The organism is Methylobacterium soli, assembly GCF_008806385.1.
GTDB classification, from domain to species: Bacteria; Pseudomonadota; Alphaproteobacteria; order Rhizobiales; family Beijerinckiaceae; genus Methylobacterium; species Methylobacterium soli.
Window position 1 is genome coordinate 12307 of record NZ_VZZK01000052.1, and the last position, 17926, is coordinate 30232.

Annotated in this window: 15 protein-coding genes; 7 read left to right on the forward strand and 8 right to left on the reverse strand. The window is 69.8% G+C overall.

The features are described from left to right. Positions 1 to 158: 158 nt before the first annotated feature. The 5 genes from rpsM to rplQ all read left to right on the forward strand — a co-directional run bounded on the left by rpsM (position 159) and on the right by rplQ (position 3668). Positions 159 to 527, forward strand: coding sequence for a 30S ribosomal protein S13 (gene rpsM / locus F6X53_RS28765; RefSeq protein WP_151004817.1), 369 nt, complete (start codon positions 159 to 161; stop codon positions 525 to 527). Positions 528 to 662: 135 nt separating this feature from the next. Next, positions 663 to 1052: a 30S ribosomal protein S11 gene (rpsK, locus tag F6X53_RS28770; RefSeq protein ID WP_151004820.1), complete on the forward strand. Its 390-nt coding sequence runs from the start codon at positions 663 to 665 to the stop codon at positions 1050 to 1052. Between the two features lie 44 nt (positions 1053 to 1096). Next, the gene (locus tag F6X53_RS28775) at positions 1097 to 1972 is read left to right on the forward strand and encodes an MBL fold metallo-hydrolase (RefSeq protein WP_151004822.1); all 876 of its coding nucleotides are present in this window, start codon (positions 1097 to 1099) and stop codon (positions 1970 to 1972) included. Between the two features lie 82 nt (positions 1973 to 2054). Further along, positions 2055 to 3092, forward strand: a complete 1038-nt coding sequence (locus tag F6X53_RS28780; protein WP_191971040.1) for a DNA-directed RNA polymerase subunit alpha — start codon at positions 2055 to 2057, stop codon at positions 3090 to 3092. Positions 3093 to 3251: 159 nt separating this feature from the next. Continuing rightward, on the forward strand, positions 3252 to 3668 hold the full coding sequence (gene rplQ, locus F6X53_RS28785) for a 50S ribosomal protein L17 (protein ID WP_151004826.1): 417 nt from the start codon (positions 3252 to 3254) through the stop codon (positions 3666 to 3668). A 101-nt stretch (positions 3669 to 3769) separates the two neighbouring features. Here rplQ and F6X53_RS28790 read toward each other — a convergent pair whose 3' ends face one another. From F6X53_RS28790 to F6X53_RS28825, 8 genes are all read right to left on the reverse strand, one after another. Next, on the reverse strand, positions 3770 to 5635 hold the full coding sequence (locus tag F6X53_RS28790; protein ID WP_151004840.1) for a response regulator: 1866 nt from the start codon (positions 5633 to 5635) through the stop codon (positions 3770 to 3772). A gap of 2 nt (positions 5636 to 5637) precedes the next feature. Then, positions 5638 to 7356 (reverse strand): response regulator, encoded by a 1719-nt coding sequence (locus tag F6X53_RS28795; protein ID WP_238297403.1) that lies wholly within the window; start codon positions 7354 to 7356, stop codon positions 5638 to 5640. Then, positions 7353 to 8405, reverse strand: coding sequence for a chemotaxis-specific protein-glutamate methyltransferase CheB (gene cheB / locus F6X53_RS28800; protein ID WP_151004844.1), 1053 nt, complete (start codon positions 8403 to 8405; stop codon positions 7353 to 7355). Before cheB ends, F6X53_RS28795 begins: the two co-directional genes overlap by 4 nt. Positions 8406 to 8422: 17 nt before the next feature. Next, positions 8423 to 10741 carry a hybrid sensor histidine kinase/response regulator gene (locus tag F6X53_RS28805; RefSeq protein ID WP_151004828.1) on the reverse strand — a complete coding sequence of 773 codons (2319 nt, stop codon included), beginning with the start codon at positions 10739 to 10741 and terminating at the stop codon, positions 8423 to 8425. A gap of 17 nt (positions 10742 to 10758) precedes the next feature. Then, entirely contained in the window at positions 10759 to 12429 is a 1671-nt protein-coding gene (locus F6X53_RS28810) for a methyl-accepting chemotaxis protein (RefSeq protein WP_151004830.1), read from the reverse strand. Between the two features lie 71 nt (positions 12430 to 12500). Next, the gene (locus F6X53_RS28815) at positions 12501 to 13094 is read right to left on the reverse strand and encodes a chemotaxis protein CheW (protein WP_238296058.1); all 594 of its coding nucleotides are present in this window, start codon (positions 13092 to 13094) and stop codon (positions 12501 to 12503) included. 12 nt (positions 13095 to 13106) lie between these two features. Beyond that, the gene (locus tag F6X53_RS28820) at positions 13107 to 14618 is read right to left on the reverse strand and encodes a CheR family methyltransferase (RefSeq protein ID WP_151004832.1); all 1512 of its coding nucleotides are present in this window, start codon (positions 14616 to 14618) and stop codon (positions 13107 to 13109) included. Between the two features lie 10 nt (positions 14619 to 14628). After that, positions 14629 to 15138 carry a chemotaxis protein CheW gene (locus F6X53_RS28825; protein ID WP_238296059.1) on the reverse strand — a complete coding sequence of 170 codons (510 nt, stop codon included), beginning with the start codon at positions 15136 to 15138 and terminating at the stop codon, positions 14629 to 14631. Positions 15139 to 15524: 386 nt separating this feature from the next. Between F6X53_RS28825 and F6X53_RS28830 the strand changes: the two genes are divergently transcribed. Together F6X53_RS28830 and ilvN are read left to right on the forward strand one after the other, a co-directional pair. Next, entirely contained in the window at positions 15525 to 17300 is a 1776-nt protein-coding gene (locus tag F6X53_RS28830) for an acetolactate synthase 3 large subunit (RefSeq protein ID WP_151004836.1), read from the forward strand. A 23-nt stretch (positions 17301 to 17323) separates the two neighbouring features. Next, complete coding sequence (ilvN, locus tag F6X53_RS28835; protein ID WP_151004838.1) at positions 17324 to 17866, forward strand: acetolactate synthase small subunit; 543 nt, start codon at positions 17324 to 17326, stop codon at positions 17864 to 17866. Positions 17867 to 17926 lie beyond the last annotated feature (60 nt).

Consider the following 17926-nt stretch of genomic DNA (forward strand, 5'->3'; position numbering starts at 1 on the left):
GGTCTTCGTCCAGACGGGAGTGGGTCCGGGGCGCCTCGATAGGGGCGGTCGCGGGCCGACTTGTCGTTCCGGCGGCGTGCAGGGGCCGGCCTCCACCGGACGCACGTGAATCAGGAAACAGGCCCGGGCCGCTGCCCGGCGCCAGATGGAGCAAGACCTTGGCCCGTATCGCAGGCGTCAACATCCCGACGAACAAGCGCGTCGTCATCGCGCTTCAGTACATTCACGGCATCGGCTCGAAGAAGGCCGAGGAGATCACCGAGAAGGTCGGCATCCCTGCCGAGCGTCGCGTGAATCAGCTCACGGATGCCGAGGTGCTTCAGATCCGCGAGACCATCGACCGCGATTACGTCGTGGAAGGTGATCTGCGCCGCGAAGTCTCGATGAACATCAAGCGCCTGATGGATCTCGGCTGCTACCGTGGTCTGCGCCATCGCCGCAACCTGCCGGTCCGCGGTCAGCGCACCCACACGAATGCTCGCACCCGCAAGGGCAAGTCGAAGCCGATCGCCGGTAAGAAGAAGTAAGTTTCATCCTGCGAGAGGCCGGGGGAACCCGGCCTTCTTCCAGAACCGGCGCTTCACGGTGGCCGGTACAACCCTCCGAGATAAATCCCGAGCGCCTGGCATTACGGGCGTGTTTGAAGGAAGTGAGCGAGACATATGGCCAAGGAACCGACCCGCATCCGCCGGCGCGAACGCAAGAACATCGTTTCGGGCGTCGCGCACGTGAACGCATCGTTCAACAACACGATGATCACCATCACGGACGCGCAGGGCAACACGATCTCCTGGTCGTCGGCCGGCGCCATGGGCTTCAAGGGCTCGCGCAAGTCGACGCCTTACGCCGCCCAGGTCGCGGCCGAGGACGCTGCCCGCAAGGCCTCCGAGCACGGCATGCGCACCCTCGAGGTCGAGGTTTCGGGTCCGGGCTCGGGCCGCGAATCGGCACTTCGCGCGCTTCAGGCCGCGGGCTTCACCGTGACCTCGATCCGCGACGTCACCTCGATCCCGCATAACGGCTGCCGCCCGCGCAAGCGTCGCCGCGTCTGAGCGGAGACGCGCGACGGACGGAGAGGCAGCAGACGGAGGACTGCGTGGCAGAAGGTTCGAAGGCGCTTCCGGGGGCACTGCGTTGGAATCTGGGCGATCTCACGATCACCGTTCTCAACGACGGATACCTGCCAGTGACCCTCGACATCGTCACGGGCATTCCGAAGGCGGAGGCCGGCGCGCTTCAGGCGGCCGGCTTTCGTGCTGAGGCTCCCCGTCTGACGCTGAACGCCTTCCTGATCACCGGTCCCGGCCGCGCGCCGGTGCTGATCGACACGGGCATGGGCGGGTTCGGCGGGGACACCCTCGGTCGGGTGCCGGCAGCGCTGGCATTGACCGGGACGCGGCCGGAGGAGATCGAGACGATCCTCCTGACGCATCTCCACCCTGATCACGCGGGGGGCCTGCTCACGCGGGAGGGCAGGGCGGCTTATCCCAATGCGGAGATCATTCTGCACGCGGACGAGGCCGCCCACTGGCTCGGAGACGATGCGCTGACGCGGGCTCCCGCGGAGGCGAAACCCTATTTCGAGGGCGCCCAGAAGGCCGTGGCGCCCTACAAGGACCGGATGCGCACAATTACGGGGGGCGAGGTCGTCACCGGAGTCACGGCGGTTCCGCTGCCGGGGCATACGCCCGGACATACGGGGTTTCGCATCGTCTCCGGCGAGAACAGCCTGATGATGTGGACGGACGTGGTGCACCTGCCGGCAATCCAGTTCAAGCAGCCGGAAGCTGGCGTGGGTTTCGACGTGGACGGGGATCAGGCGCGTGCCACGCGCAAGCGCGTCCTCGACGAGGTCGCGAGCGAGCGCAGCTTCATCGCGGGCTCGCATCTCGAATTTCCGGCGCTCGGCTACGTCGTGCGCGAGGGAGCCGGATATCGATTCGTGCCCGAACTCTGGGTCGCGGCACAGTAGAGAACCATTTGGAGGCCGGTCCGCGCGTGGGGGCGCGGCGGGGCGGCATTCAGCGCGGGCCAGGAGTTCGGACCGCGCCCGTATTGCGAGAGGTAGGACCGTGGTCATTCAGAAGAACTGGCAAGAGCTCATCAAGCCGAACAAGCTGCAGGTTTCGACCGGCGACGACCCGAAGCGCGTCGCCACGGTCGTGGCCGAGCCGCTCGAGCGCGGCTTCGGCACCACCCTGGGCAATTCGCTGCGCCGCGTCCTCCTGTCCTCTCTGCAGGGCGCGGCCGTGACGTCGGTCCAGATCGACGGCGTGCTGCATGAATTCTCGTCGATCCCGGGCGTGCGCGAGGATGTCACCGACATCGTCCTCAACATCAAGACGATCGCGATCCGCTCGCAGACGGACCAGCCCAAGCGCATGACCCTGCGCAAGACCGGCCCCGGCACCGTCACGGCGGGCGATATCGGCGCGGTCGGCGACATCCAGATCTTGAACCCCGACCTCGTGATCTGCACCCTCGACGACGGCGCGGAGATCCGGATGGAATTCACGGTCGCGACCGGCAAGGGCTACGTCCCGGCTGAGCGCAACCGTCCCGAGGATGCGCCGATCGGCCTGATCCCGGTCGATGCCCTGTTCTCGCCCGTCACCAAGGTCAGCTACCGCATCGAGACCACCCGCGAGGGCCAGGATCTCGACAAGGACAAGCTGACGATGACGATCGAGACCAACGGCGCGGTGACGCCGGAGGACGCGCTGGCCTACGCGGCACGCATCATCCAGGACCAGTTGCAGGTCTTCGTGAACTTCGAGGAGCCCCGGAAGGAAGAGGCCGCGCCGCTCGCGCCGCAGCTGCCCTTCAACCCGGCTTTGCTCAAGAAGGTCGACGAGCTGGAGCTCTCGGTGCGCTCGGCGAACTGCCTGAAGAACGACAACATCGTCTATATCGGCGACCTCATCCAGAAGTCCGAGGGCGAGATGCTGCGCACCCCGAACTTCGGCCGCAAGTCGCTCAACGAGATCAAGGAAGTGTTGGCCGGCATGGGCCTGCACCTCGGCATGGACGTCCCCGGCTGGCCGCCGGAGAACATCGAGGATCTCGCCAAGCGCTTCGAAGAGCATTACTGAGGCGCCAGCCTCGCTCCCCTGATCCTGGCCCGACAGGCCGGGTCAGGGGAGGGCGAAGGAATCCCGCCGCAGGGTCACGCGGATCGAGAGAGAAGCCCCGATCGTGGGGCGCATGGCCGTACCGTGGCACGGCGGCCATCAGAATGAAGGAAAGCCATCATGCGTCACGGTTTCCGCGGTCGTCGTTTCAACCGCACCACCGAGCACCGCAAGGCGATGTTCGCCAACATGTCCGCCGCGCTAATCAAGCACGAGCAGATCATCACCACGCTGCCGAAGGCCAAGGATCTGCGTCCGGTCGTCGAGAAGCTGATCACGCTGGGCAAGACCGACAGCATCCATGCACGCCGTCTCGCCATGTCGCAGATCCGCGACGAAGCGATGGTGAAGAAGCTCTTCGCTGTTCTCGGCCCGCGCTACAACGCCCGTCCGGGCGGCTATTGCCGCATCATGAAGGCCGGTTTCCGCTACGGCGACAACGCCCCGATGGCGGTCATCGAGTTCGTGGACCGGGATGTCGATGCCCGTGGCCGCGATTCCGGTCCGGTCCAGGGCGGCGAGGCCGCTGCGGCCTGATCCGTCGAAACACGCTTCGAGACCCATCGTGAGAGGCGGCCCCCGGGCCGCCTCTTCGCGTTTGGGAAGGGTTTTCTCGACGGATGGCGGCGCGCGGCGCGTCAGGTCGTGCGGGCGGCCTCGAGCAGCGCCGAGAGCCGTGCGGCAAGTTCCGCCGAGCCGAAGGGCTTCGTCAGCACCGGGATGTCGTCCGGGATCTGCATCGCCTCCGCGTGTCCCGTCAGGATCAGGACGGGCAGGTTCGGCCAGCGTTGGCGCAGGGTGGCGGCGAGCTCGACGCCCGACATTCCCGGCATGGCGAGATCGGCGACCACGAGGTCGAAGGCACGGCTCTCGAGGAGCGCCAAAGCCGCAGCCCCATCCTCGGCCTCGGTCTCGCTATATCCGAAATCGCTGAGGAACGAGGCGGTGACGTGCCGGACCTCGGCATCGTCGTCGACCACCAGGATGCTGGCGGGACGGGCCCGGACGGCTGGCGCCGCGGCGGCCGCCGTCTCGGAATTGGCCGGAGCCTCGGAGCGCGGCAGCAGCAGCTCGACCCGGGTGCCGCGACCGACCTCGCTCTCGATGCGCAGTCGTCCCTTGGATTGCTGCGCGAGCCCGAAGACCATGGCGAGGCCGAGCCCCGTGCCCTGGCCGACCGCCTTGGTGGTGAAGAAGGGTTCGCAGACCCGCTGCAGGATCTCCGGCGGGATTCCCGTCCCCGCATCCGTGATGCCGATGCGGACGTAATCACCGGCATCAAGTTCCGCATCCTGCGTGACGCGCTCCTGCGACGTGGCGATCGTGATCGTGCCGCCCTCCGGGCTCGCATCCCGGGCATTGATGCAGAGGTTCAGGATCGCGAGTTCGAGCTGGTCCGGGTCGACATGAACCGGCGGCAGGTTCGGGGAGAGTTCCGTCGTCACCGTCACCAGGCCGCCGAGGCTGCGGCCGAACAGGTCGCCCATGCCTTCGATCAGCGCGTTCACGTCCGTGGCTCGCGCCTGAAGGTCGTGCGAGCGGCTGAAGCTGAGCAGGCGCTTGGTCAGCGACGCGCCGCGCTGGGCCGCGCCGGTCGCATTCTCGATCAGGCGCTGGACACGCGGCTGATCCTGAACCTTGGGCCCGGCGAGTTCGAGGCTGCCGAGGATCGCGGTCAGAAGATTGTTGAAGTCATGCGCGATGCCGCCGGCCAATGTGCCGAGCGCCTGCATCTTGTCGGATTGTCGAAGCCGCGCCTCCAGGTTGCGCTGCTCCGTGACGTCGCGCTCGATCGTGGCCAGGTGAGCGATCTCGCCGGAGAGCGCGCGGATCGGCACGCGCACCACGTGGCTCCAACGTTCCGCGCCGAGGGGCCCCTCGGTGGTCATGTTGTCCGTGACCTCGCCCGTGCGGATCGCCGCCGCGTCGGCCTCGACGGTTCTGCGAGCCTGATCCCTGAGGAGGTCCGCTTCGCTTCGGCCCAGGCAGGCCTCCACGTCCTGGCCGATCAGGGCGGCCTTCCGGGCATTGAGGCGAATGAAGCGGCCTGCCGCATCCTTGAACGAGATCGCGTCGGCGGAGTGGTCGAGCAGGCCGAGGAGCAGGGCGCGCTCGGTGGCGAGATCGCGCCCGAGCCGATGGCGCTCGAAGGCGTTGCGCACGGTGCTGCGCAGGAGAATCGCGTCCCACGGCTTCGTCACATAGCCGGTGATGCCGCCGCGGTTGAGCGCCGCGATGACGGCGGTAATGTCGGCGTAGCCGGTCAGCAGGATCGCCTGAGCCTCGTGGAAGGCGCGGGCCTCCGCCAGGAGGACGTCCCCGGTCATGCCGGGCATGCGCTGGTCGGAGATCACGACCGCGATGTCCGGGTCCGCGGCCAGGATAGCGAGGGCCTCGGCCGGCTTCGTCGTGGTGACGACCCGGTACTCGTCCTCGAACAAATCCTCGAGGGCGATCAGAATGTCCGGCTCGTCGTCGACGGCCAGGATCGTGCCATTGGTCATGCTCAAGCGGCCTGCCGCGGAATGCCGATCACGAAGCAGGCTCCACCTCCTGGCGCCGACTCGACGGTGAGCGAGCCGCTATGCGCCTGAACGACGCTGTAGGCAATTGCGAGCCCGAGCCCCGTGCCCGAACCGACCGGCTTCGTGGTGAAGAACGGCTCGAAGATCTTCTCCCGGAGCGTCTCCGGGATGCCCGGCCCCGTATCGCTGATGCGGATCAGGTCGGTATCGTCCGTGCTCTGCGTCGACACACGAATGGTGCCGCCCTCCGGCATGGCGTCGGCGGCGTTCCCCAGGATGTTCATCACCACCTGATTGAGGAGGGCGGGCGTGCAATGGACTTCGGGGCGCCCCGCGAAGTCGCGCACCACCTCGATGCGAACGCCGAGCTTGTGCTGGATCAGGGCCAGGACCGTCTCGATCGCCTCGGGCACGTTGACGAGGGAGCGCTCACCCTCGTCGAGGCGCGAGAACTTGCGCAGGTTGAGGACAAGATCCTGAATGCGGGTGAGGCCCATCCGCATCGAGCCGACCCGGTCTCGCGCCTTGGCCAGGGCGCGGGCCGCGCCAGCATCCTCGGCCACGGCCGGGATCTCTCCGAGCAGCCGCTCCACGGTGCCCTGATGGGCCAGGATGAAGGCCAGAGGGTTGTTGATCTCGTGGGCGATGCCGGCGACGAGTTCGCCCAGCGAGGCCATCTTGGCGGCCTGAACGAGCTTGGCCTGGGCATCGGTCAATTTGCGGTTGGCGTCGGCCAGATCCCGGTTCGCGCGTTCCAGGGCGCCCGCCAGCTTGGCGCGGGCCTCCGCCGCCTCGGCCTCGGCGCGAGCGCTCTCCAGGGCGCGCTCCCGGTCCCCGAACTCGCCCGCGATCCGCCGGTTGTCCTCTTCGAGCAGGCGGCGGCGGACGAGGCCGCGCACGCGCATGACCAGAACCTCGGCATCCGCCTTCGAGACGACGTCGTCGGCGCCCGCCGCGAAGGCGTCCACGATGAAATCCTTGGCCGGCGCGCTGCCGGCGATCCCGACGATCTGAAAGGTGCCGCCGGCCTCGACGCCGGCCCGGCGCTGATGGATCGCCCGACACAAGGCGAGCCCGTCATAGGCCGGGCCGAGGAGGTCGACCGTCACGCAGTCGAAGCTCGCGCCCGGCGCATCGAGGGCCGTCAGCGCGGTGTCGTTCCCGTCGGCCGACGTCACCGCGTGGCCTTCCTGCGCGAGGAGGCTCGCCAGGAAGGTGCGATAGGTGGCGCTGCCATCCACCACCAGCACCCGGCCCCTCCGGAAGGCGGCACCGCCCGGTCCCTCCGCGTGCGGCCCGCCCTTGCGCTCGCGCAGGAGCGCACGGATGCGCAGGATCAGGAGATCGCGGTCGGCGGATTTCGCCACGTAGGCATCCGCGCCGCTCTCCAGGCCCTGGCGCTCGCCTTCGCGGGCGCCGGTGAGCATCAGGAGCGGAAGGGCACGGGTGCGGAGGGACAGGCGCAACTGCCGGGTGAACTCGTCGCCGTTCATGCCGGGCAAGTGGTAATCGGCCACCACGAGATCGGGCAGGTGCAGATTGAGGTGATCGAGGGCGGTCTCGGCCGTCGGACAGCGCGCGACGGAGAAGCCCTGTCCCTCGAGAAACAGGCGCAGCTCAAGCGCCTGCGTCTCCGAATCCTCGACGAGGAGAAGCCGCGGCCTCGCATCCTCGACCGGCGGAATCCGCGCGCCACTCACGTGATCGAATCCGGGTTGGCGCTGCGCAGGAGCTGGCCCGCGATGCGATCGAGGGGCAGGACACTGCGCGCCGCGGCAAGGCGCACGGCCGCCGCCGGCATCCCGTACACCACCGCCGTGCTCTCGTGCTCGGCGATCGTGGCCGCGCCCGCCTTGCGCATCTCCAGCAGACCCAGCGCCCCGTCCTCCCCCATGCCGGTGAGGAGGACCCCGATGCCGCGCGATCCGGCTTGCCGGGCCATCGAGCGGAACAGCACCGTCGCGGCGGGGCGTTGCCCGCCGACCGGGGCGGAATCGAGGATGCGCAGGATCCCGTTCTGGCCGAGTTCGAGGTGACGGTCGCCCGGGGCGACGTAGACCCGGCCCGCTTCCGCCCGCTCGCCGTCCCGTGCGATCCCGACGGGCAGGGGCACGACGCCATTCAGCCATGCGGCGAAGCCCTCCATGAAGGCCGCCCCCATATGCTGGACCGCGAGGATCGGCAGGGGGAAGGTCTCGGGCAGGCTGCCGATGACGCGCGCCAGCGCCGGCGGCCCACCAGTCGAGGCAGCAAGTCCCAGCACGGTCGCCTGGTCAGGGGGCGGCGCGGTCGGGATCGGGGGCGGGCTCGCCGTCGGCGTTCGGCTTGCCCATTCCGTGCCGATCGGGCGGCGGCGGATCACCGGAACCTGCGCCATGATGCGCAGCTGCGTGCAGATCTCGCCCGCGACCGCGTCGTAGCCCGCATGGGTCATCGCCACCGGCTTCTCGACCACCGAGAGGGCTCCGGCCCGCAGGGCGTTCATCGAGATGCGCAGGGAGGAATCCTCCACCGCATCGGCCACCACCACGATCGGCGTCGGCTGCTCGGCCATGATCCGCCGCGTCGTCTCGAGACCGTCGATCCCGGGCAGGCGGATATCCATCGAGATCACGTCGGGCCAGCTCGTCGCGATGGTCTGCAGCGCCTCCTCGCCGGAGGCGACGGCCGCGACGAGTTCCAGGCGCGGGTCGCGTCCGACGATGTGCATCAGGAGCTGGCGCACGACGAGGCTGTCCTCGACGAGCATGACGCGGACGCGCCCGGTCACAGGAGCTGCCCGATCGTGTCGAGCAGCTGGCGCTGGTCGAATTTCTGCTTGGTCAGGTAGGCATCGGCCCCGAGATCGAGCCCGCGAGCCACATCCTCCGCATCGCCCCGCGAGGTCATCAGGATGACGGGGAGGCGGGCGAACGCGTCCTGCGCGCGCAGCGCCTTGAGCAGGCCGAACCCGTCGAGCCGCGGCATCTCCACGTCGGCCACTACGAGATCGACGGTCTCGATGTCGGCGCGCAGGCGATCGAGGGCGTCCTGACCGTCGACGCAGACGACCACACGGTAGCCGGCCGCTTCCAAGATGCCCTTCTCCAAGGTCCGTGTGGTGATGGAATCGTCGACGACAAGAATCGTCGAACGCCGCGCCTTCGGCATCGTTCCGCCTGCATCCCCTGGCGGCTCGGACGCGCCGGCAGTGCCTGCCGACGATCTGGTCTCGCCGACGCGCGCGGCAACCCCCTCCGGGTCGAGAACGAGTGCCGGGACGTCGCCGGGCTGGATCACCGTCCCGGAAAACAGCTTGCCGTCCGCCCCGATGGGGGGCGCCGGCAGCACCAGCAGGGTGCGCACGTCGAGGAGGCGATCGACCGCGAGGAGGAAGCGCTGGCCCGCGCTCCGCAGCATCAGGGCGGTCAGATGGGTCGCATCCGTTGCAGCCTCGCGCACGGGCAGCCCCGTCAGCTCGGCCAGGGGGATCACCGGCAGGTTCAGCTCCGCGCCGCCCGCGCCCTCGATCCGGGCCACGGCCCGGCCCATAGCACGGCCGAGGCCGGCGCGGTCGAGGCGAAGCAGGCGCTCGACGCCCGCTCCCGGGAGCCCGAAGGTCGCGCCGCCCGCCTCCACCAGGAGGACGCTGCGGCGGGACGCGGAGAGCGGCAGGCTCATGGTGAGGCTGGTGCCCCAGGGCTCGCGGGCCTCCAGCCGCACGCTGCCCCGGAGCGATCGGACCGCGTCGGCCACGACCGAGAGGCCGAAGCCGCGCCCCGACAGGGTGTCGACGCTGGAGGCCGTGGAGAAACCCGGCGCGAAGACGAGATCGAGCAGGGTCTCGGGATCGGCAGCCTCGCCCTGTGCCAGCAGGCCGCGGGCGCGGGCCGTCGCCTCGATCGCGGCCAGGTTCGGGCCGCGACCGTCATCGGACACACCGATCAAGAGGCGACCGCCTCTGACGGCGACCTCGAAGGTGATGGCGAGCGCCGCGGGCTTGCCGGCCCGCCGACGCGCCTCCGGCGCCTCGGCCCCGTGGCTGAGCGCGTTGCGCAAGGCGTGCAGCACCGGGTCCTTCAGGGTCTGGAGCATGGCCCGGTCCACGGGCAGATCGAGACCGCGCACGCTGACCTCGACCTCGCGATCCTGTTCGCGGGCCGTCTCGCGCAGGAAGCGGGCAAATCCGCCGAACACGGACTCGGCGGGCACCAGGGCGAGGCGCTCGGCCTGGACCCGGACCCGGGCGGAGGCACTCTCGACGGCGCTGGCCGCGCCGGCCTGACGCCGCGTCAGGTCCGACGTTTCCCGCGCGAACACCGCGAGGCTGGCCTCCAGGGCGCGCAGCTCCGTTCGCACCGCCGCGAGGGCGGTCTCGGCCTCCGCGTTGCCCTGACCCCGCAGCAGCCGAGCGAGGGCGGCCAGTGGGCCGCGCTCGCGGCTGGCCTCGGCCCGGCGGCGAAGCTCGCCGGCATTCCGGGTGATCCGAGCGAGTCCGTCCGCGACCTGTCCCTCGCCCCCGAGGGTGCTCGTCAGCTCGTGCGTCGCCCGCGTCAGGGCCTCGACGGCATCGGCGGGCACCCGCAGGAGCGCGAGGGTGGAATCGACCGCCGGCTCGGCCCCGGAGGATTGCGCCGGATTCGCCTCAGGCGGCTCCGGCTTCGACTCGGGCGCGGCTTCGGACGGCGCAGATGCGGCCTCGACCGGCTGTGGGGCCGCGGGCGCGAGCGGGCCCGGGCGAAGCCGGCCGTCGAGGGCTGCCAGCGCATCGCCCGGCATCTCTGGGGCGGCCGTGGTCTTGAGATCGGCCACGTAGGCCTCGATCCGGTCGAGGGCGAGATGCGTCGCGCGCGTGGCCTCGCGGTCGAGGGCCGTGTCCGCCGCGACGATCCGCTCGAACAGGGTCTCCAGGCGATGCGCCACGGCCTCGACGGGAGGGAGGTCGACCGCCCGCGCAGCCCCTTTCAGGCTGTGGGCGCGGCGGAAGATGTCGTTCCAATCCGGTGGGCGCCCGTCCGCGCCGCCGGCGAGCGCCGCCCGAATCGCGTCGATATGCTCGCGATGCTCGACCTCGAAGGCCGCGAGGAGCTGCTGGCGGATGTCCATCGGAGGGTGCGTCCCCCCTAATGCCGATAGCGCTCGGCGAGCGCCATCAGGGCTTGGGCAAGCTCGGTGAGGTTGGCCGAGGCCGCCTCGACCTCGCGCGTGCCTGCCGCCGTCTGCTGGCTCGCCTGCCGGATGTTCTGGAGCGCGCCCATCACCTGCTCGATGCCGAGCTGCTGCTGGTTCGTCGAGGCGACGATCTGCTGGAAGGTCTGCACGCTCTCCTCGACCCGCGCGGTGATCTCCTCGATGGTCTTCTGGGTGGTGTCGGAGCGCGTCTTGCCGGTCGCGGCCCGCTTGACGGCCTCCTCCGTCAGCATCACGGAGGTGTTGATGCCTCGCTGGATCTCGCCCAGGATGGTGCGGACCTGCGCGGTGGCGCCCTTGGCCTGATCGGCCAGGAGCTTCATCTCGGCGGCAACCACCGCGAAGCTCCGCCCGCCTTCCCCGGCCGCAGCCGCCTCAATGGCGGCGTTGAGGGCCAGCAGGTGCGTCCGCTCCGAGATATCGTTCACCGTGGTGATGATCTCCCCGATCGTCTGGGTCTTCTCGGACAAGGCCACGATGTTGCCGGCGACCGCCTCGGCCTGCTCGCGGATCGCGTCCATGGCGCGGGCCGTGTCGGCTACCGCCCGCAACCCCGCCTTCGAGGTCTGGGCGGTCGCCTGAGCGGTGGCGATGACCTCGCCGGCGCGCTTGGTAATCTGGGCACCCGAATGGGTGATCTCGTCCACCGTCGCGGCGGTCTCCTGGACGGCGGCGAACTGCTCCTCGACGCTCGCGGCCTGCTCCTGGGCCGAGGCCCGGATCTCGGCCGCGGCGGCATTGAGATCCGCGGTGGCGGCGCGGTTGGTGCGGGCGAGGTCGGCGAGCCCCGCCACCATGCTGTTGAGGGTGCGCCCGAGGCGTCCGATCTCGTCGTTGCTGCGGGCATCGAGCGTGCTCGAGAGATCGCCCGCACCGACGCGCTCGGCGAATTCCATCACGATCTCGAGGGGGCGGACCACCGCCCGGCTGATCAGGATGGTGACGAGGATCGACAGCACCACGCAGGCCGCGAGCGTCAGGATGATCGAGATCCGGCTGTGGTCGTAGATGTCGCGCACGCCGCGCTGGCCCGCCGCAATGCCCTCGTCGAGGAGCTCACGCGTCCGGTCGAGCTCGCGCAGGAAAGCCTCCTGGCTGCGGTTGAGCTCGTCGTTGCGGGCTTCCACCGCCTCGAGGTCCTTGGCCGCGAGTGCGGCGAGCTGCGCCTCGCTCCCGCCGCGCAGCTGCCGGAACGTCACCAGGGATTCGTCGGCCAGATCGTGGAGGCGCTTCCAGACGGCCGAGCGCTCGGCTGAGATCGAGCTCGCGCGATATTCATCGGTCGTGCGCGAGAGCGCCGTCAGGGTGGTCTCGGTCTCGGTCGCGGCCCGGCGCCAGGCCGCGACCGGGTCCTCCTGGTCCGCGGCGGGCCGCTTGCCGGAGATCCCCGCAATGACGGCGTTGCGCCGCAGGATACCCATGTCGCGGGCGCGATTGCCCAGGTCGTCGAGCTTTCGCGCCACCCTCAGATCGCGGGTCACGATGGCGTCGGTGGTGTCGCGCACCGCCCCGATCTGGCTGAGGGCGTAGATGCCGAGCGCCAGGATCACCAGCGTGACGGCGACGAAGCCGAGGAGGATTCGTTTTCCGATCGAGATCGACACGCGTCAGGCTCCGACATCCGGCGGCTCCGGGGGCAAGGATGCCCGCCGGGCCGCGTCATTCCAGGCTGGGATCACGGCAGGTAGCGCCGCAGGAGGCGCGGCAGGTCGATGACGACGAAATCGCCGACCCCGGCCGCGCCGCGTTCTGCCGGGCCATAGCCCGAAACGGCCTCGCTGCCCATTCCGCCGAAGGCCGGACCGGCCGGATCCGCCGGCGTCTCGGATCCGTCGGGCCCGGCGAGCTGCGCCACGCCGAGCACCCTGTCGACCGCCAGGGCGATGGGAGGAGCGCCGCGAAGAACCACGAGATGCCCGTCCTGCGCAGGTTGGCCGGCCTCGCGACCGAGGGCGCGTGCGAGGTCGAGCACGCTGACGATGGCGCCCGAGAGCGCCACGATGCCACGGAGCGCGGGCGGCGCACCGGGAATCGGCGTGCAGGCGCGGCTGGGCAGAACCTGCGCGACGGCCGCCATGGGCAGCGCGTAGCGCTCGCCGCCGCAGGTGCAGACCAGGGTGCTGGGGACCGGTCCGGCCTGCCGGCCGCCACCCTGCTCGCGGTCCCGCCGGGCCAGGGCCGAGGTCCGCGCCTCGCGGAGCGCCAGCACGCGCTCCACCTCGCGCACGCCGCTTGCGGCCTCGGCGGCCCCCGGAATCCTCCCGCCCACGCCACGCTCCCCCTAGCTCAAGCCGGCCCTGGCGAGGCGCGCGCTCTCGGCCACCTGCCTGGCCTTGGCGCCGTCCCCCTCGGGCACCGGGCTCTCCGGCAGCAGCGCTTGCGCCAACCCGGCCGCGTTGTCGAGGGCCCGGCGCGCCGCCGGAAGCCGCCCGACCGACGCGAGGAGCAGGCCGAGGTGGTAATGGGCCATCACGAAGGTGCGGTCGAGATAGAGCGCCGCCCGCAAGCTTCGCTCGGCCTCCGCATCGCGCCCGAGACTGCGGGCGAGCAGGCCCTCGTAGAAGCGCAGGCGTGCATCGGTCGGCGTCTCGCTCAAGGCCGCGCGGGTGCTGCGCCAGGCCTCGGCCGTCTCGCCCGCATCCGCCAGAGCCCGAATCCGGGCCAGGATCTCGTCCGGGGGCAGGGGCAGTGCGTCCCCGACGAGATCGGGCGGGACGCGGATCGGAGCGGTCAGGTCCGGGCCGAGTTGGGCGGGCAGGGCCGGCGGGTGCGCAGGCACCGGGACCGCGGGCGGCATCGGGGCCGGCACGGGAGGCGGCACCGGATCAAGCAGAAGCGGCGGACGTACCGGGCCGGGCTGGAACTGCGACCAGGGCGGGAGGGAGAGGCCGGGCAACAGCACCGGGCCGTCCTCGCGCCGCCGGTAGGCGACGGTCCCGGGCAGGTTGACGGGAGTGAGCCAGCCCGCGAAGGCGGGGTTCGGCTCGGCATGGCCGATCAGCAGCCAGCCCCCCGGCCGCAGGCGCCGCGCCAGCGCCCGGACGATCGCCGCGACCGTGTCCGCGTGGAAGTAGATCAGCACGTTCCGGCAGAGGATGAGGTCGTATTCCGCGACCGCCGCGGGGGCCCCGGCTTCGACGAGGCTCATCAGGTTCTGCCGCTCGAACCGGACCATCCGGCGATATTCCGGGCGCAGGCTGTAGGTCCCCTCACGGGCGGGGCCGGGCGCGGCCGGAAGACGCAGGAAGTAGCGTTGGCGCTCCTCCGGCGGCAGCGTGCGCATGGCCCAGCGGCCATATTCGGCGGCCCGCGCCGTTGCGAGGGCGGCGTGGCTGATGTCGGTGCCCGTGATGGCGACATGCCAATCGGGCAGCGCCGCCCCCAGCAATTCGTGCAGGAGGATGGCCAGCGAGTACGGCTCCGCCCCGGTCGAGCAACCGGCGCTCCAGATCTTCAGGGCCAGTTCCGGCTGCCGCTCGGCGATCAAGCCCGGCAGGATCGTGTCGCGCAGCGCCTCGAACTGCTCGGCGTAACGAAAGAAGAAGGTCTCGCCGATGGTGATCTCGGCCTCGAGCGCGGCCCATTCCGCGGCACCGGTCGAGCGCTCGTGGAGATAGGCGAGGTAGGCTGCCGAATCGGGCACGCCGCAGGCCTTGAAGCGGCGGCAGAGCCGGTCGAACAGCAGGTCGTCCTTGTCGACGTAATAGTGGTGGCCCGTGCGCGCGATGATCTGCGCCTTGAGGGCGGCGTAACCGGGATCATCATGCGGATTGCGTCGCGCGATTCTGCGCATCGGCGCGTGCTCAGCCGACGGCCAGGGCAGCGAGACGGTCCTGCGCGGCGCGCGTCAGGGCGGCCAGACGCTCCTGCTCCTCGAGCGTCAGGATGCGGGCGGGCGCGAGCGCGTGCACCAGGCGGTCGCCGAGGGTGATCTCAGCCTCGACGCAGCCATTGAGCGTCTGGCGTCCCGACACGGACCGGACCGCCTCGGGCTCGACGGTGACGAGGTCGCTGACCCGGTCGACCAGGAACGCGGTGGCGCGGTCGGCGGCGAGCACGAGATGGTCGTAGGGGCCGGGATCGCGCGCGGCCGCGCGCAGGCCGAACAGTCGGGCGAGGTCGACCACGGGCACCGGCACGCCGCCGAGATTGAGGAAGCCCGCGAGCAACGGACCGAGCGTCGGGAGACGGAACAGGTTCGGCAGCGGCAGGATCTCGCTGACCGCCGCCCGGGGCAGGGCGCAGGCCACGCCCGCCACGTCGAGGAGGAGATAGGCCGCGCTCGCGGCCGACGCCGGTCGGGATGAGGACAAGGGTAAGGCCGCTTCCATGGGGCTCCGGAATCTGCGCCTCTGATAGGTCGAGCGGGGAGCTGGGGCAATCAAGGCGTTCAGCACGCAATCGCGCCCGCCGAACGGCAGGGGCCTGCGCCGAACCCCGTTGACGCTTTGGAGGGCCTCCGCTATGAGACCCGACACTTTTACGCGACTCGCCAGATCCGGCGAGCCAGAAGGTCCGGACGTTACCCCGATGCGTCACATCCTTATCGTAGCGGAAGCGCCACTGACGGGGCGGCCCTGACACGGGGCCGCGATCCGGGCGGTGGCGCATGCAGGGTCCCAATCGGGGCCCTTTTTTGTTGCCCGCGGCCGGGTCGGATGCGCGACGGAGTTCGAGAACGGGTTCAAGGAGGAAGACGATGAGCGGCGAGGTCATGACCGGGGCCGAAATGGTCATCCGGGCGTTCCGGGATCAGGGTGTCGATACGCTGTTCGGATATCCGGGCGGCGCGGTGCTGCCGATCTACGACGCGCTCTTCCATCAGGATGCGCTCAAGCACGTGCTCGTGCGCCACGAGCAGGGCGCCGTCCACGCGGCGGAGGGCTATGCCCGCTCGTCCGGCAAGGTCGGCTGCGTCCTCGTCACCTCGGGTCCCGGCGCCACCAACATCGTCACGGGCCTCACCGACGCGATGCTGGATTCCATCCCGCTCGTCTGCATCACCGGCCAGGTTCCGACGCACCTGATCGGCACCGACGCGTTCCAGGAATGCGATACGGTCGGCATCACGCGCCACTGCACGAAGCACAATTACCTCGTCAAATCGATCGACGACCTGCCACGCATCCTGCACGAGGCCTTCTACGTCGCGAGCCACGGCCGCCCCGGCCCCGTCGTGGTCGATCTGCCCAAGGACATCCAGTTCGCCAGCGGCCTCTACGAGCGGCCGAGCTTCGACGGCCACAAGACCTACCGTCCGGCGGTCAAGGGCGACCCGGACAAGATCCAGGCGGCCGTCGAGCTGATGGCCGGCGCGCGCCGGCCGGTCTTCTACACGGGCGGCGGCGTCATCAATTCGGGGCCCGAGGCCTCGCGCCTGCTCCGCGCCCTCGTCGCCGAGACCGGCTTTCCCGTCACCTCGACCCTGATGGGGCTCGGCGCCTTCCCGGCCTCGGACGACAAGTTCCTGGGCATGCTCGGCATGCACGGGACCTACGAGGCCAATCTCGCGATGCACGAATGCGACGTGATGATCTGCATCGGCGCGCGCTTCGACGACCGGATCACCGGCCGCCTCGATGCGTTCTCGCCCTTCTCGAAGAAGATCCACGTCGACGTCGACGCCTCCTCGATCAACAAGGTCGTCAAGGCCGATGTCGGCATCGTCGGCGATTGCGCCTCGGTGCTGGAGGACATGCTGGCAGGGTGGCGCGCGCTCCCGGCCAAGCCGGACCAGGAACGCCTCGACCCGTGGTTTGCCAAGATCACCACCTGGCGCGCGCGCGAGTGCCTCGCCTATTGGCCCTCGGGCACGATCATCAAGCCGCAACACGCGGTGCAGCGCCTCTACGAGGCCTGCAAGGACCGTGAGACCTACGTCACGACGGAGGTCGGCCAGCATCAGATGTGGGCTGCCCAGTACTTCAAGTTCGAGGAGCCGAACCGCTGGATGACCTCCGGGGGCCTCGGCACCATGGGGTACGGCCTGCCCGCCGCCATCGGGACGCAGCTCGCGCATCCGCAGGGGCTCGTCATCGACATCGCGGGCGAGGCCTCGATCCTGATGAACATGCAGGAGATGTCGACGGCCGTGCAGTATCGCCTGCCGATCAAGATCTTCATCCTGAACAACGAGTACATGGGCATGGTCCGCCAGTGGCAGGAGCTGCTGCACGGCTCGCGCTATTCCCAGAGCTACTCGGAGAGCCTGCCGGACTTCGTGAAGCTCGCCGAGGCCTACGGGGCCAAGGGCATCCGCTGCGAGAAGCCCGGCGACCTCGACGCCGCGATCAAGGAGATGCTCGACTATGACGGCCCGGTCATCTTCGACTGCGTCGTCGACAAGACCGAGAACTGCTTCCCGATGATCCCCTCGGGCAAGGCGCACAACGAGATGATCCTGTCCGACTATCTCGGCGAGACCGGCGTCGAGATCGGCGACGTCATCTCCGAGGAAGGCAAGATGCTGGTCTGACGGGACCGGGGAGGACGAGGACCATGAACGCCATGAACACGCACTATCCCGATCCGGTTCGGGTCGAGACCGTCAACCGGCACACCCTCGCGGTGATCGTCGACAACGAGCCGGGCGTCCTCGCCCGGATCTCCGGCATGTTCTCGGGCCGCGGCTACAACATCGAGAGCCTCACGGTGTCGGAGACGGAGGAGGCGCGCCACCTCTCCCGCATCACCATCGTGACCACGGGCACCAACGCGGTGATCGAGCAGATCAAGGCGCAGCTCGACCGGCTCGTCCCGGTGCACCGGGTGGTCGACCTCACGCTCCAGGGCAACGCGCTCGAGCGCGAGATCTGCCTCGTGAAGGTGGTGGGGCAGGGCGAGCACCGCAGCGAGGCGCTGCGGCTGTCCGCCGCCTTCGGGGCCAAGACCCTGGACGCGACCCTCAACTCGTTCGTGTTCGAGCTGACCGGCGCGACCGAGGAGATCGACCGCTTCATCCGCCTGATGTCGGTGATCGGCCTCGTGGAGATCTGCCGCACCGGCATCGCCGCGATGGGGCGCGGGGCGGAGCCGCTCTAGCATTACAGTTGCAGGGTGATGCTCCTATCTGAGAGGATTCGGATGGGAGAGCGCGATGTC